Origin of the sequence: Streptomyces sp. Qhu_M48, assembly GCF_051305195.1 — a bacterium.
Classification (GTDB): domain Bacteria; phylum Actinomycetota; class Actinomycetes; order Streptomycetales; family Streptomycetaceae; genus Streptomyces.
The window spans coordinates 1,644,009-1,658,135 of sequence record NZ_CP195432.1; the positions used below are offsets into that span (position 1 = coordinate 1,644,009).

The following is a 14,127-nucleotide window of genomic DNA, read 5'->3' on the forward strand; positions in this document are numbered from 1 at the left end:
AGCCCCATGCCGCAGATCACCGTCGACCACTCCGCGCCCCTCGACCGGCGGGGCTTCGCGCTCGCCCTGCACCCCCTCGTCGTCGAGAGCGTCGGCACGACGCTCGACGCCTGCAAGACCCGCTTCCGTGAGGTCGGCGAGGCGGTCGTCGGGGACGGCGCCACCGAGGACGTCGTCGTGCACGTCGAGATCGCCCTGCTCTCCGGCCGCACGGACGAGGTCAAGGCACGCCTCTCCGAGGCGGTCCTCGACCTGCTGCCCGCCTACGTCGACGCGACCGGGGCCGTCCGCCTCTCGGTCGAGGTCCGCGACCTCGAATCGTCCTACCGCAAGCGCTGATCGGGCACGGAGGCCGCCGCCGCGTCGGGCGCCGCCGCCTCCGGCGGGGCCGCGGGCACCAGCACGACCAGCCGGGCCACCAGGTCCCCGAAGGGGCCGTCGGCCGGCTCGTCCGCGAGGATGCCCACCAGGATCTCCGCCATCTCCGGATCGTAGGCGGCGCTCACCGCGGCGAGCGCGGCGAAGTCGTGCACGAGCTGCAACTCCAGCTCCGCACGCGGCACCCGGCGCCCGTCCAGCCAGATCAGCGCCGTCGACTCGGCCAGCGAGACCCACGAACGGACGACCAACTCCAGCCGCGCGGACGGCTTCTCGACCCCCAGGTGGGCGAGGATCTGCACGTACGCGGCGTGCCGCACCTCGTCGATCATCGCGTTCGTCGTGGAGGAGCCCACCGCGGGCCCGCCCCGCATCAGCGCCGCGAACCCCGGCCCGTGGTCGTCCACGAAGTCGAAGAACCGGCCCATCACCCGCATCAGCCGCGCCCCCAGGGGGCCCTGCGGCGGCTCCACGAACCTGGCGGCCAGCTCGTCGGCCGCCCGCCGCAGCGCCGCCTCGTAGAGGCTCTGCTTGCCGGGGAAGTAGTGGTAGACCAGCGGCCGCGAGATCCCCGCGGCCGCGGCGATCTCGTCGATGGAGACCTCGTCGGGAGAGCGGTGGCTGAAGAGTTCGAGGGCCACCCCGATCAGCTGCTGCTTGCGCTCCTCGACGCCCATCCTGCGGCGTACCCCGGTCGTCATACGAACAGCCTAACGGGGTCCGTTACGCTCCTGCCCCATGAGCGCTTCCGACCAGGACACCCCGGCCACCAAGGCCCCGGAGGCCCCCGAGGCCCCCGAGACCGACGAGGTACGCGAAGACCACGGGCCCGACGGACTCGACGGGCCGGGCGTGCCCGACGCGGACGAGGACACGGCTGACGAGGACGACGCGGCTGACGGGGACGACGGCGTGAGCGACGGCGCCGAAGAGGACGACACCGAGGACGACACCGAGGACGACGACGCCGACGACGGCGCCGCGGGCGGGCTCACGCCCAAGCAGGCGCGCCGACTGCGCGTCGCCGCCGCCTCCGTGCTCCTCGTGGCGATGGCCGTGGTCCTGGTGATCCGCCTCGCCAGCCGGACGTCCGTCCTCGTCGTCGGCGTGTACGGCCTCGCCATGATCCTCTGCGGGATCGTGATCGAGCTCTCCCGCAACGGCCGTACGCGGCTCGGCACCTGGCTCCTGGTGGGAGGCCTCCTCACCGCGCTGGCCCTCGACTGGCTGGTCCTGCCCTGACCCCTGACCCCTGACCCCTGCCCTCAGAGATCGAGGACGAGCCGCTTTCCCGCGCAGCGCGAGACGCAGATGAGCATCGAGTCGTCCCGCTCGGCGTCGGTGAGCAGCTCGTCGCGGTGGTCGATCTCGCCCTCCAGGACCCGCTGTTGGCAGGTTCCGCAGAAGCCCTGCCGACAGGAGTACGTGAGGCCCGGGAGCTCCTCGCCGACCGCCGCCAGGACCGACTGGTCGGCCGCCACCCTCACCGTACGACCGGAACGGCGCAGTTCGACCTCGAAGGCGGTGCCGCCGGTCGTCGCCGCCGCCGAGAAGCGTTCCAGACGCGGGGTCCGGCCCTCCGGCATCGCCGCGGCCACCGCGTCCATCAGCCCGTCCGGACCGCAGCAGTACACCAGGGTCTCGGCGGGGATCCGCGCGAGGAAGCCCAGGTCGGGCCGGCCCGACTCGTCCTCGGCGACGACCGTCGTACGCTCGCCGCCCAGCGTCTCGATCTCCGCCAGGTAGGGCATCGTGGCCCGGCTCCGGCCGCAGTACACGAGCCGCCACTCCGCTCCGGCGGCCTCGGCGGCCCGCAGCATCGGCAGGACCGGGGTGATGCCGATGCCCCCGGCGACGAAGACGTACGCGGGGGAGTCGACCAGCGGGAAGCGGTTGCGCGGGCCCCGGATCGCGATCTCCACGCCCTCCTGGAGCCGATCGTGGACCTCGCGTGAACCGCCCCGGCCGCCCTGCTCCTGCTCGATGAGCCGGGTCGCCACCGTGTACCCCGAGGTGTCGGCCGGATCACCGCAGAGCGAGTACTGCCGGACGAGTCCGGAGGGCAGCACGAGGTCGACATGGGCGCCCGGCTGCCAGCTGGGCAGTCCGCTTCCCTCCAGGCGCAGTTCGACCACGCCCTCGGCGGGCGTGGCACGCCCGGTGACGCGGACCCTGCGGGGGACGGTGCTGCCCCGGCCGTAGCCGGAGACGGGCTCGTCGAGGGCGGGCATCGGCCACAGCGGGGCCGTGGCCATGCGGCTGCGGACGGCGCGGCGGACGAGCAGCGCCGCCCCCGCGGCGAGGGCGACGGTGGTGAACCGGGGCATCAGTGCCCTCCGTTGGCGCCGGGGGAGGAGGCCAGGTAGGCCATCGCCTGCGCGGTGTCCCCCTCCTGGGAGGGGTGGTAGGCGCGGCTGAGGTAGCGGGGTATGGAGCGCAGCATGTCCGGGGTGGAGGGCAGCAGGCCCTGCCGGCCCCTGCGGACGAACTGGCCGAGGGAGGCCTTGCCGTCGAGGATGCTCGGGTCGTTCTCCATGAAGAAGCGCACGCCCCGCTGCCAGAGGAAGACGAGCGTGGAGAAGGCGAGCGCCCAGGTGCGGGCGCGGCGCCGGTAGCCGCCGTCGAGGTGCATGAAGAGCTCGAAGGCGACCGAGCGGTGCTCGACCTCCTCGGCGCCGTGCCAGCGCAGCAGGTCCAGCATCGTCGGGTCGGCGCCGACCCGGTCGAGCGCCTCGGCGTTGAGCACCCAGTTGCCGAGGAAGGCGGTGTAGTGCTCGATCGCGGCGATCATCGCGACCCGCTCCATCAGCCACCAGCGGCGCGGCCGGCCCGGCGGCAGGGTCCGGTCCCCGAGGAGCTTCTCGAAGAACCAGTCGACCTGCGCGGTGTACGGGGTGGGGTCGAGGCCCTGCTCCCGGAGGTGGGGCAGCACGTCGTCGTGCGCCTGGGAGTGGATGGCCTCCTGGCCGATGAAACCGATGACGTCCGCGCGCAGCCGGTCGTCGGTGATGAGCGGCAGCGCCTGCTTGTAGACGTGCACGAACCAGCGTTCGCCGGCCGGGAGCAGCAGGTGCAGCACGTTGATGGTGTGCGTGGTGAAGGGATCGCCGGGCACCCAGTGGAGCGGGGTCTCCTCCCAGTCGAAGGAGACCTTGCGGGCCTTGAGTTCGACGTGCTCCGACGCCACCGGTGCAGGCTGCGTATTAGACATGCCGTCAATGTACTGAGGGGTAGGCGACGGCGACAGATCTGTGCACGGTCTTTCTGACCGCTCAGGGCAGGGTACGGGGGCCGGCGTGGGGCGGGAGTGGGACACGGACGGGACGGGGGTGAGCCGGGGGTTGGGTGGGAGTGGGGCCGGTGTGAGGTGGGCGTGGGCCGGCCCGGCGGTCGGAGCGCGACCCGCTCGGAACGGGCGTGGGGGTGGCCCGGCATCGGGCCGGCCCCCGAGCGGGCCCGGGTCCGTTCTCGGGTCCGTTCTCGTGTCCGCTCCGGGGCCCGCTCCGGGCCCGGGTCTTGACGATCACCTCAGGGCGCTCACGCGCCTCCCGTCCCGCAGGGTGCCGTCCAGGTCCGCGCGGGCCCCGGCCGCCGCCTTCACCGCGAGGACCGGACCGTCGGACCGGCCCTTCACCCCGCCCGAGGTCTCCAGGGCGGTGAAGTCGGGACTGCCCGCGGCCAGGACGTACCAGCCACCGCTCGGCCCCTGCCACAGCACGCCCGCCAGGACCCTGGGGTCCCGCACGCCGCACGCGGGCGACCCCTCGGAGCGGGCCGCGAGCGCGGCCGGCACGGTGGGTGACGGGACCAGGAACTGGGCGAGGACCCTGCTGCCCGTGCCCCGCCAGGTCTCCGCGCGCGTACACAGCCAGGTGCCCCGTCCCGCGCCCTCCGGCAACGTCTGCCGGGCGAAACGCCAGGCGTTCACCGACCGCACCCCGTGCGCCCGCACCGCCGTCAGCTGGCAGGCCGTCCTGGCCCACGCCTCCCGCGCCTCCGGGCCCGTCGCGTCCGCCGGCGCCGCCGGCGGGCCCCACAGGAGCCGGGCCGGGGCCAGCTCGCCCAGGTCGGCGAGGAGCCGCAGCCCCGAACCGTCCCGCACCTGAAGGGTGTTCCAGCGTGTGCAGCCCTTCGCCTGGGCGGGGCTCGGCACCGGATCGGTCACCCCGTCCGCGTCCCGCACCAGCGGCCGGGCGTCCTTCGCGGGCGCGAGGAGGTCCCGCACCGCCGTCACCTCCACCCAGGGGGCCGTCAGATAACGGACGTTGCCCGCCGCGCGGGAGACCACGAGCGCCGCCGAACCGATCGGGTCGGCCCCGTCGGTCCGCGCGAGGTCGAGTGCCGCGCCCGCCGTGCCCTCCAGCGGCTCCGCGTACCGCACGGCCCGCAGCCCGTCGTGCAGGAGCACCACCCGGGCCCCGTCCACCACGCCCGCGAAGAGCAGCTGGGGCGGCCCCATCGGCGGCCCCGCCGGCGTCCCGGGCGTCGCGGAGGAGAGCACGGCGGCACCGGGCCTGGCCCACACGGCGAGCGCCCGGCGCAGCAGCGCGCGATCCCCGCTCAGACCGCCCCGCGTCGGCCACACGGAGAAGTCCCGCCGCGTCGAACCGGGCCAGGCGGCCGCGGGGACCCGCTTGAGGGCACCGGGGTCGAGGGCGGCCTCGGCGGCCGGGTTACGGGCGTACGAGGGCGCCGCGGCACCGTTTCTGCCCCAGCCGTCCCCCGGCAGCCCGAGCAGCGCCCCGCAGACGAGGAGGGCGGCCACGGCGACGACCGCGGCCCGGACGTGCTGCCTCCGCCGCATCAGATCGGTGGGCCGCGCCTGCAACGCGCAGGGATCGAACTCGTCGGACTCCAGCAGGGCGACACCGCCGAGGCGGCCGGGACGGACGGCGGGGGCCGGGCCCCGGGGCGCGGTGCGGCCGCCGGGGCCGTCGGCCCGGTCGGTGACTCCGGTGTCCGCCTGTTCGCCCCGGCCCACGGCACCGGCACCGGCGCCGGACCTGCCCCCGCCCCGGCCCGGGCCGCCCTGCTCGCCGACCCGCTCGGCCCGGTCTTCGTTCTCGGGGGCGGCGCCCCCGGTCCTCCAGGGGCCACCCTGTTCACCGACCCTCGTCGTGCCGGGGGTGGATCCGGCAGGGGCGGCGGGATGTCCGGACCCGGCAGCCGAGGCGGCCTCCGCCGTGTCCAGCGCGTCCGCCTCCGCGAGGGCCGACGCCGGGTCCGCCACCCCCGCCGCCGCCAGCACCCGCAGGACCTCCGGGTCGCCCTGGCGCTCCAGGCCGCGGAGCACGTAAGCCGCCCGACCGGGGCCGGAGAGCCGGGACAGCCGCTGGTCCAGGGCGAGTTCGTCGGCGCCGCCCACCCGGGGGAACAGCCGCAGCCCCCACACGTGCGGGAGCAGCGGCGGGAACTGCGCCCGGCGCGGCAGCGCGAGCCGCCGCAGCGGCAGACCGGCGATCAGGGCCTGCCGCAGCACCTCGCCCCGGACGTACGCGTACCCGGGGTCGACCGCGTCCTCGGCGAGCCGGGGCTCCGGCACGGCGGGGCCCGGGACCCGGCGGCGCGGCAGCGAGCGCTGGACGAGCGCGTGCGCGGTCAGCACCCGGCGGTTGCGGCCGAGCGACGGCGGCAGCACGAGGTAGGCGATGCGGACGAGACGCGGATAGCGCTCGACGAGCGCGGCCTCGGCCTGCTCGACGTCGACCGGGCCCACGGGTGAGGGAACGAGATCCTTGGTGCTCACGTTCAGCAGAACGAGCGATTCTTCCGATGGTCACCCCGGCCGGAGCGGCTCCGCCGACCGAGGCCTGTGCCCTGATCACCCGCCGAGGGTGAGCCGCTCCCGGATCGTCGCCGTGACCTCGTCCGGGACGCCGAGCCCCTCCCGTACGTACTTCTCCATCGAACCGTGCTTGACCGCCACCTCGTCGAGCCCCGCCTCCAGGTACTCCGGCAGGACCCCGATCAGGTCGAGTGCCAGGTCAGGGTTGCCGCCCTGGGCAGTGAACCCCTCGATCATCGGCGCGAACGCCTGCCGCACCGCCGTGTTGACGGACAGGTACTCGTCCCGCACCGTCTCCTTGTCCGCGCCGAGCAGCGACAGGACGACCGTCGCCGCCCACCCGGTGCGGTCCTTGCCCGCCGTGCAGTGGAAGAGCAGCGGCCCGGCACCCGGAGTGCCCAACTCGGTGAGGAGCGCGCCGTAGGAGGCGCGGGCGGAGTCGCCGGAGACGAAGGTGCGGTAGGTCCGGGCGAAGGCCGCCCGGGCCTGGCCCGCCCCCAGGTGTTCCTCGGCGAGCGCCGGGTCGGTCAGGAGCTCCTTGAGGCGGGCGGCGGGCGGCAGCCCGCTGATGGCCAGGTGGTCGGCGAGCACGTCCGCGACGAGCAGCCGCGCGCCCTCGGGCAGCCGGTCGGGCCGGTCTCCCCGCTCGCCCTCCGTCCTCAGGTCGACGACCGTACGGATGCCGAGCCCGGCCACGGCGGGTTCGGCCGCGTCGAGCCGGTCGAGCCGCGCGGAGCGCAGGACCAGGCCGGGCCGGACGGAACGCCCGGCACCGAGCGGCAGGCCGCCGAGGTCACGGAGGTTGGCGACGGAGGTGGCGGGGATGGCTGGCATGGCGTCGGCTCCTCCGGTTCGTACGCGTTCGTGTCCGACCGTAAGGGATCACCCGCTTCCAGGCAGCTTCAGATGCTTTCACTCACCTTCACGTCATTCCGAGATACCTATACGGATTCAGGCTGGTTCACGCCTTTCGTCCCGCCCTCGGCGAGGGTCGCCCACACCTCGGCCTCCCGCTCCGGCGCGAGGCCGACCGCCGGCCGGTCCGGCCGCTGCGGCGCGGTCCCGCCGAGCGACTCCAGCCATGACCAGGTGTCGGCGACCGTCTCCTCCGCCGGCCGGCAGCGCAGCCCGGCCGCGACCGCCCGGGAGACGTCGGCGGTGTGCATCGCGTCGTACATCTCGCCCGGCGGCAGCCACACGGGCAGCTCCGACCAGGGCTCCACCCCGGCCGCGAGCAACGCCTCCGGCTCCGTCCAGCGGAGCTCGGCGTCCGCGCCGGTGACCCGCACACACGCGTCGAGCAGCTCCTCCGTCGTCGTGTGCCCGGGCGGCGAGACGAGGTTGTACGGCCCCGACAGCCCGGCGGCCACCGCGTCGAGCGTCCACTCGGCGAGGTCGCGGGCGTCGATGTACTGGAGGGGGAGCGTGCGCGGCCCCGGGGCGAGGACCGGGCCGCCGCGCGCGATCCGGCCGAGCCACCAGGGGAGCCGGCCCACGTTCTCGTACGGGCCGATGATCAGGCCCGCGCGCACGAGCAGCGTCCGGTCCGCGCCGAAGGCGGCCGTGGCGGCGAGCTCACCGCCCCGCTTGGCCTCCGCGTAGGGCACGTCCCCGTCGTCCGGCGACCCCTCCACCAGCGGCCCGTCCTCGTCGAGTCCGGCGGCCGGCGGCCACGCGTACACGGACCGGCTCGACACGTACGCGTACCGCCCGACCCGGTCGGCGAGCAGCCGGGCCGCGTCCCGTACCGCGGAGGGAGCGGCCGACCAGGTGTCCACGACGGCGTCCCAGGAACCCGTGGCGAGGGCGGCGAGGCCCTCGGGGCCGGTGGTGCGGTCGCCGAGCAGCGACGTGACTCCCTTCGGCGGGGCGTGCCGGCCCCGGTGGAAGACGGTCACCTCCCAGCCCCTGTCGAGCGCGGCCTCGACGACCGCGCGACCCACGAACTCCGTACCACCCAGCATCAGTAGCCTCATGATCCGATCCTGTCCGGCCGCACGGCGTCGAGCCAGGGCGTTCCGCTCCGGGAGGATTCCGCCACGGGAGGAACGTCACCGGAGCGACGGCGACGTCACGGGAGCGGGGAGCGCCCTCGTGCGCCGCGGAGCGGGATGGCACGATGACGGGCGATGACGAATGCCCGGTCGCCCCTGCGCGCCTTGCGTGCCGCCCTGTTCGCGGTGGTGTGCGTGACCTTGGCCGCCGTGGGGCATTCGTCCATGTCCGCGCACCGGCTTCCGGTGCCGGCACTGCTCGGCGCCTTCGTCGTGACCGCGGCCGCCGCCTGGGCCGCCGCCGGCCGGCGCCGGGGCGCGCCGACGATCGCGGGCGCGCTCTTCGCCCTCCAGGGCGGGCTGCACCTGATCTTCTCGATGGCCGGCGCCCACGCCGGGGACACGGGCCACCCCACGGCGACGTCCCCGCACGGCGCGACCGGCATGACCGGTGCGACCGGAATCCACCCGGCCCACCACATGGCCGCCGTCACCGACCCGCCGGCCGCCGACCCCGCCATGAGCACGGGCGCGGGCATGGACATGAGCGCGGGCCAAGAGACGGGCACGGCCGCCGGCCTGGTCATGGACCTGGGCGCCGGCATGCTCGCCGCCCACCTCCTCGCCGCGCTCCTCTGCGGCCTCTGGCTCGCCCACGGCGAAGCCGCGTTCTACACGCTCGCCCGAGCCGCCCTCGCGTACGCCTTCACCCCCCTGCGCCTGCTGTGCGCACGCGTCCACGTCCCCGACGCCCCGCGCGGCCCGGTCCGCCGGACCCACCGCGGCGCCCACCGGCCGCACACCGTCGTCCTCGCGCACACCCTGTCCCGGCGCGGGCCGCCCCGGCTGTCCGTACCCCGCGCCACGACCCTCGGAGCACACGCCTGACCCGGGGGTCCTCCCCCTGTCTGCACCGAGTCCTAGGACAGTCATGACCATCGACGATCCCGCACGCCCGGACACCTCCGAGGCGCCACCGTCGGAAACCACCGAGGCCCCCGACACCACGCCCGCCGGTTCCGCCCCGGCCAGGCCCACGACATGGAGCGCCCTGCGCCCCCTCGTCCTCCGCCTCCACTTCTACGCGGGCGTCCTCGTCGCCCCGTTCCTCCTGGTGGCCGCCGCGAGCGGCCTCCTCTACGCGCTCTCCTACCAGGCCGAGAAGATCGTGTACGCGCACGAGCTGGAGGCCCCCGTCGGCGAGACGGCCCTGCCGCTCTCCCAGCAGGTGCGCGTCGCCCGCGAGGTCAACCCGAACGGCACCGTCACCGCCGTCTGGCCCGGCGCCGAGCCCGGCGCGACCACCCGGGTCCTGATGGCCGACCCGGACGTCCCCGAGGGCACCTCGCTCGCCGTCTTCGTGGACCCGTACACCGGAGACGTACGCGGACAGCTGCCCAGCTACGGCAGCTCGGGCGCCCTCCCGCTGCGCACCTGGATCGACGGCCTGCACCGCGACCTTCACCTCGGTGAGTTCGGCCGCAACTACAGCGAGCTGGCCGCGAGCTGGCTGTGGGTCATCGCGCTCGGCGGTCTCGCGCTCTGGCTCGGCCGGCGCCGGAGGAACCGCCGCGCCCTCTTCGTACCGGAGGGCGGCCCCGCCTCCCGGCGCCGCACCCTCTCCTGGCACGGCACCGTCGGCCTGTGGGCCGTCGCCGGCCTCGTGCTGCTCTCCGCGACGGGCCTGACCTGGTCGCGGTACGCGGGCGAGAACATCGGCGTCGTCCAGGACGGTCTCGGCGGCGCCACCCCCACCCTCACCGCGACCATCGGCGGCGCGGCGGCCGGCGGCTCCTCGGAGCACGAGGGCCACGGCGGCGCCCACACCGGCGGATCCACCGCCCAGGGCCCGGACATCGGCCTCGACAAGGCGCTCGACGCGGCCCGCGCGGCGGGCATCGACAGCCCGAGCGTCTCGGTGGTCCTGCCCGCCGAGGGCAAGGGGTACGTGGTCAAGGAGACCGACACGCAGTTCCCGCTGGAGCTGGACTCGGTCGCCCTGAACCCGGCCGACGGCGCGGTCCTCGACCGGCTCGCCTTCGCCGACCACCCGGTGCTCGCGAAGCTCACCCGGATAGGCATCGACGCGCACATGGGCGTCTTCCTCGGGCTGTTCAACCAGCTGCTGCTCGCCGCCCTGGCCCTCGCGCTGATCCTGCTGATCGTCTGGGGCTACCGCATGTGGTGGCTGCGGCGCCCGGGCCGCCCGGCGGCCCGCGGGGCGTGGCGGCGGATCCCGGTGACGATGCTGCTGCCGCTGGCCGCGGTCACGGCCCTGGTGGGGTGGTTCGTACCGCTGCTCGGCCTGAGCCTGCTGCTGTTCCTGGCCGTGGACCTCGCCCTGGCCCTGGTGTCCAGGCTGCGGGCGAGGTCACGGACCAGCTGATCAGGGCGTGTACTTGTAGCCGACCCGCCGCACGGTCTGGATCGTGTGGCGGTGCTCGGCGCCCAGCTTGCGACGCAGCCGGGCGACGTGGACGTCGACCGTGCGACCGTCGCCGACGTGTCCGTACCCCCACACCGTGGTGACCAACTGGTCGCGGGTGTGCACCCGGTGGGGGTGCGCCACCAGGTGGGCGAGCAGCTCGAACTCCAGGTAGGTGAGGTCCAGCGCCTGCCCGTCCACGACGGCCACGCGCTGGACGTTGTCGATGGTCACGGGCCCCTGCTCGTCCACCGCGGCGGCGACGGGCGCGGGCGCGGCGACGGGCAGGCGCGGCTGCTGGTCGGCCGGCACGAGGACGAGGTACCCGACCATCGGCGGCCGCCCCGGCAGGGTCGGCAGCGTGTGCGGGGGAGCGGGCAGCAGGGTGGCGCCGGGCGGCAGGAAGTCAGCGACCTGGGCGAAGTCGACGACCTCGTTGGGATCGACGGCGCGCAGTCGGTGACGGCCGGGACGGACGGCCGTGAGGGAGGCACTCTGGGTGTGGGCCATGAGAGGTCAGCTCTTTCGCGCGGAGAAACGAACGGACAGGAGTCGTACGTCGTGCGCGTCGGCCGAAGGCCGTGGATCGGACCGTACCGATCGGGGCTTTAGAGGGCCGACGCGTTCCTCGCGCGGCAACACACCCGGTCGAAGTCGTGATGCTGCCGGGAAGGCCAGAACGGCTCGAGGTCGTGACGACCCGTCGCGGTGTCGTTCTGTGTGAAGGCCATATCCCTATTGAACCAGAAGGGAATGCCCCCGACGACCCCTTCACCGGCCAAACCCCGTGTCGGCCTTCCCACATGCCGGGAGACCGGCCCCCGCCGGACGACCGAAGAGGCGCCCACCGTGGCCGGTGGACGCCTCTCGTCGTGGAGCTCGGTGGAGCTGCGCGGATCTCCGCGGATCAGACCTGGCCGACCTTCTCAAGGGCCTCGCAGCAGGTGTCCACCAGGAGGCGGGTCACCACGTACGGGTCCACGTTCGCGTTCGGGCGACGGTCCTCGATGTAGCCCTTCTGGTCCTGCTCGACCTGCCACGGGATGCGGACCGAGGCGCCGCGGTCCGAGACGCCGTAGGAGTACTGGTCCCACGGGGCGGTCTCGTGCAGGCCCGTCAGACGGTCGTCGATGCCGGCGCCGTAGTTCTTGACGTGGTCGAGCGGCTTCGAGCCCTCGCCGAGGGACTCGGCGGCGGTGATGATCGCGTCGTAGCCCTCGCGCATCGCCTTCGTCGAGAAGTTGGTGTGCGCGCCCGCGCCGTTCCAGTCGCCCTTCACCGGCTTCGGGTCCAGCGTCGCCGAGATGTCGAAGTCCTCGGCCGTGCGGTACAGCAGCCAGCGGGCGATCCACAGCTGGTCGGAGACCTCCAGGGGGGCCAGCGGACCGACCTGGAACTCCCACTGGCCGGGCATGACCTCGGCGTTGATGCCGGAGATGCCGAGACCGGCCTTCAGGCAGTTCTCCAGGTGCGCCTCGACGACGTCACGGCCGAAGATCTCGTCCGCGCCGACACCGCAGTAGTAGCCGCCCTGCGCGGCAGGGAAGCCGGCCTCGGGGAAGCCGAGCGGGCGCGAGCCCTTGAAGAAGGTGTACTCCTGCTCGATGCCGAAGATCGGCTCCTGAGCGGCGTACTTCGCGGAGACCTCGGCCAGCGCGGCACGCGTGTTGGACTCGTGCGGCGTCATGTCCGTGTTGAGGACCTCGCACAGCACCAGGATGTCGTCGCCGCCGCGGATCGGGTCGGGGCAGACGAAGACCGGCTTGAGGACGCGGTCCGAGGCGTGGCCCTTCGCCTGGTTCGTGCTGGAACCGTCGAAGCCCCAGATCGGCAGCTCCTCCAGGGCGAGGGCCCCACCCGCGATGATCTTCGTCTTCGAGCGAAGCTTCGCGGTCGGCTCGGTGCCGTCGATCCAGATGTACTCAGCCTTGAAGGTCACGGGCCTCATCCTTTGGCGTGCTGCTGCGGGGTCGCGGCGGCTCGCGGCGCTGCGAGAAGCTGCGGTGTTCTGTGTCCGGTCGCAGCTTCGCAACACGGGATTTCCCGTCGGTTGCCCGAATGTGAACCCCGTGTTACTCAGCCTTCCTGTGTTTCCCGCAGCCGCTGTGCGACCCCGTGGGCGTCGAGGAGCGCGTCGAGCCCGGCGCCCCGGACCCGCCCGGTACATCCGCTGGACCAGCTCCCCGTACACGTCCTCCACCAGCGCCGGATGCGGGATCCGGTAGTCCTCCGGGTGCGGCGTACGTCGAAGCGCCCCGCGTCGTATACGGGGTTCAGCGTCACCGCCGAGGAACCCAGGACCCGCGGGGCTGGGCGGAATCGAGGCGCCGGTCGCCCCGGCACGCGGGTGCGCGCAGTGCTGGGCCGCTTGCCGGTGCCCCCGGTCACGTTGTCGGAAAGCTCCGGGGCAACGGCACCAAGTCCGCCAAGCGCCGGCTCAAGCTGCGCAGCCGCAAGGAAGCGCGGCACGCCGCCCACGTCAGCCACATCATCGCGAAGAGCGCAGGTTCCGGACGCCGGTGTCCGCGCCCGGGAGCGAAAAGGGCCCGGGCCCGGGTCGGACGGATGTCAGGGCCACCCGGCAGACTGGGGGCATGGCCAAGCACCTGGGCGGCACGCCCCGTATCGGACTCCTCGGCACCGGCCCCTGGGCCGGTCGCACGCACGCGCCCGCGCTCGCCGGGCACCCCGGGATCGAGTTCAGCGGGGTCTGGGGCAGGCGCCCCGAGGCGGCGGCCACGCTCGCCGCGGCCTCCGGCACGCGCGCGTACGACGACGTGGACGCCCTCTTCGCGGCCAGCGACGCCGTCGCGTTCGCGCTCCCGCCGGACGTCCAGGCCCCGCTGGCGGTGCGGGCCGCGCGGGCCGGCTGCCACGTCCTCCTCGACAAGCCGGTCGCCACGACGGTCGCGGGGGCGCGCGAGGTGGCCGAGGCGGTCGAGGCCGCCGGGGTCGCCTCGGTGGTCTTCTGCACCCTTCGCTTCGCGGAGCCGACGGCCCGCTGGATAGAGGAACAGGTCGCGACGGGCGGCTGGTTCCTGGGCGAGGCGCACTGGCTGGGCTCGCTCTACGGAAGCGGTTCGAGCAGCGAGTACGCGGCCTCCCCCTGGCGCGAGGAGAAGGGCGGCCTGTGGGACGTCGGCCCGCACGTCCTCTCCGTCTTCCTGCCGGTCCTCGGCGACGTCACCGCGATCACCGCCGCGCGGGGTCCGGCCGACACCCACCACCTGGTGCTGCGCCACGCGTCGGGCGCGAGCAGCACCGCCACGCTCACCCTCAGCGCCCCGCCCGAGGCGGCGGAGGCGGCCCTCACCCTGTACGGCACCGGGGGCAGGGTCGAACTGCCCCGCTGGGACGGGGCGGTGGGGGCGTTCGGCGCGGCCGTGGACGCCCTCGTCGGAGCGGCCCGCACCGGCGAACCCGACGCCTGCGACGCCCGCTTCGGCCTCCGCCTCACCGAGATCCTGACGGCGGCGGAGACGGCGGCGGAGACGGCCCGGGCCTGACCGCCCCGGGCGGACCGCCGGGGCCCACCGGGCCCGACC

The 14,127-nt window shown here is 74.5% G+C and carries 13 protein-coding genes; 5 read left to right on the top strand and 8 right to left on the bottom strand.

The window, feature by feature from the left end:
• The first annotated feature begins 6 nt into the window (after positions 1-6).
• On the top strand, positions 7-339 hold the full coding sequence (locus tag ACRRSS_RS07720) for a 5-carboxymethyl-2-hydroxymuconate Delta-isomerase (protein WP_435970481.1): 333 nt from the start codon (positions 7-9) through the stop codon (positions 337-339).
• Here the strand turns inward: ACRRSS_RS07720 and ACRRSS_RS07725 are convergent.
• Positions 324-1,079, bottom strand: coding sequence for a TetR/AcrR family transcriptional regulator (locus ACRRSS_RS07725; RefSeq protein ID WP_435970482.1), 756 nt, complete (start codon positions 1,077-1,079; stop codon positions 324-326). The genes ACRRSS_RS07720 and ACRRSS_RS07725 overlap by 16 nt on opposite strands.
• A 37-nt stretch (positions 1,080-1,116) precedes the next feature.
• Between ACRRSS_RS07725 and ACRRSS_RS07730 the strand changes: the two genes are divergently transcribed.
• Positions 1,117-1,620, top strand: a complete 504-nt coding sequence (locus ACRRSS_RS07730; RefSeq protein WP_435970483.1) for a hypothetical protein — start codon at positions 1,117-1,119, stop codon at positions 1,618-1,620.
• A gap of 23 nt (positions 1,621-1,643) precedes the next feature.
• On the opposite strand, the gene ACRRSS_RS07735 is transcribed toward ACRRSS_RS07730, so the two are convergent.
• The 5 genes from ACRRSS_RS07735 to ACRRSS_RS07755 form a co-directional block, all read right to left on the bottom strand.
• Positions 1,644-2,705, bottom strand: coding sequence for a PDR/VanB family oxidoreductase (locus ACRRSS_RS07735; RefSeq protein ID WP_435970484.1), 1,062 nt, complete (start codon positions 2,703-2,705; stop codon positions 1,644-1,646).
• Positions 2,705-3,589 carry a metal-dependent hydrolase gene (locus ACRRSS_RS07740; RefSeq protein WP_435970485.1) on the bottom strand — a complete coding sequence of 295 codons (885 nt, stop codon included), beginning with the start codon at positions 3,587-3,589 and terminating at the stop codon, positions 2,705-2,707. Before ACRRSS_RS07740 ends, ACRRSS_RS07735 begins: the two co-directional genes overlap by 1 nt.
• A 312-nt stretch (positions 3,590-3,901) precedes the next feature.
• The gene (locus ACRRSS_RS07745; protein WP_435970486.1) at positions 3,902-6,124 is read right to left on the bottom strand and encodes a hypothetical protein; all 2,223 of its coding nucleotides are present in this window, start codon (positions 6,122-6,124) and stop codon (positions 3,902-3,904) included.
• A 75-nt stretch (positions 6,125-6,199) separates the two neighbouring features.
• Positions 6,200-6,997, bottom strand: a complete 798-nt coding sequence (locus ACRRSS_RS07750) for a tyrosine-protein phosphatase (RefSeq protein ID WP_435970487.1) — start codon at positions 6,995-6,997, stop codon at positions 6,200-6,202.
• Positions 6,998-7,104: 107 nt separating this feature from the next.
• Positions 7,105-8,139: an NAD-dependent epimerase/dehydratase family protein gene (locus ACRRSS_RS07755; protein WP_435970488.1), complete on the bottom strand. Its 1,035-nt coding sequence runs from the start codon at positions 8,137-8,139 to the stop codon at positions 7,105-7,107.
• Positions 8,140-8,292: 153 nt separating this feature from the next.
• On the opposite strand from ACRRSS_RS07755, the gene ACRRSS_RS07760 reads away from it, so the two are divergent.
• Both ACRRSS_RS07760 and ACRRSS_RS07765 read left to right on the top strand, forming a co-directional pair.
• A complete protein-coding gene (locus ACRRSS_RS07760; protein ID WP_435970489.1) occupies positions 8,293-9,045 on the top strand; it encodes a hypothetical protein in 753 nt (250 codons plus the stop codon).
• A 43-nt stretch (positions 9,046-9,088) separates the two neighbouring features.
• A complete protein-coding gene (locus ACRRSS_RS07765) occupies positions 9,089-10,543 on the top strand; it encodes a PepSY-associated TM helix domain-containing protein (RefSeq protein ID WP_435970490.1) in 1,455 nt (484 codons plus the stop codon).
• Here the strand turns inward: ACRRSS_RS07765 and ACRRSS_RS07770 are convergent, their stop codons facing one another.
• Together ACRRSS_RS07770 and glnII are read right to left on the bottom strand one after the other, a co-directional pair.
• Positions 10,544-11,092, bottom strand: a complete 549-nt coding sequence (locus tag ACRRSS_RS07770; RefSeq protein ID WP_435970491.1) for a winged helix-turn-helix domain-containing protein — start codon at positions 11,090-11,092, stop codon at positions 10,544-10,546.
• A 397-nt stretch (positions 11,093-11,489) separates the two neighbouring features.
• The gene (gene glnII / locus ACRRSS_RS07775) at positions 11,490-12,521 is read right to left on the bottom strand and encodes a glutamine synthetase (RefSeq protein WP_435970492.1); all 1,032 of its coding nucleotides are present in this window, start codon (positions 12,519-12,521) and stop codon (positions 11,490-11,492) included.
• A 655-nt stretch (positions 12,522-13,176) separates the two neighbouring features.
• On the opposite strand from glnII, the gene ACRRSS_RS07780 reads away from it, so the two are divergent.
• Positions 13,177-14,088, top strand: coding sequence for a Gfo/Idh/MocA family protein (locus ACRRSS_RS07780; RefSeq protein ID WP_435970493.1), 912 nt, complete (start codon positions 13,177-13,179; stop codon positions 14,086-14,088).
• Positions 14,089-14,127: the final 39 nt, after the last annotated feature.

Coding starts and splice junctions, on each gene's coding strand:
- ACRRSS_RS07770 (WP_435970491.1), bottom strand. CDS start 11,092: ATGGCCCACACCCAGAGTGCCTCCCTCACGGCCGTCCGTCCCGGCCGT.
- ACRRSS_RS07730 (WP_435970483.1), top strand. CDS start 1,117: ATGAGCGCTTCCGACCAGGACACCCCGGCCACCAAGGCCCCGGAGGCC.
- ACRRSS_RS07750 (WP_435970487.1), bottom strand. CDS start 6,997: ATGCCAGCCATCCCCGCCACCTCCGTCGCCAACCTCCGTGACCTCGGC.
- ACRRSS_RS07760 (WP_435970489.1), top strand. CDS start 8,293: ATGACGAATGCCCGGTCGCCCCTGCGCGCCTTGCGTGCCGCCCTGTTC.
- ACRRSS_RS07755 (WP_435970488.1), bottom strand. CDS start 8,139: ATGAGGCTACTGATGCTGGGTGGTACGGAGTTCGTGGGTCGCGCGGTC.
- ACRRSS_RS07765 (WP_435970490.1), top strand. CDS start 9,089: ATGACCATCGACGATCCCGCACGCCCGGACACCTCCGAGGCGCCACCG.
- ACRRSS_RS07735 (WP_435970484.1), bottom strand. CDS start 2,705: ATGCCCCGGTTCACCACCGTCGCCCTCGCCGCGGGGGCGGCGCTGCTC.
- ACRRSS_RS07720 (WP_435970481.1), top strand. CDS start 7: ATGCCGCAGATCACCGTCGACCACTCCGCGCCCCTCGACCGGCGGGGC.
- ACRRSS_RS07780 (WP_435970493.1), top strand. CDS start 13,177: ATGGCCAAGCACCTGGGCGGCACGCCCCGTATCGGACTCCTCGGCACC.
- ACRRSS_RS07740 (WP_435970485.1), bottom strand. CDS start 3,589: ATGTCTAATACGCAGCCTGCACCGGTGGCGTCGGAGCACGTCGAACTC.
- ACRRSS_RS07725 (WP_435970482.1), bottom strand. CDS start 1,079: ATGACGACCGGGGTACGCCGCAGGATGGGCGTCGAGGAGCGCAAGCAG.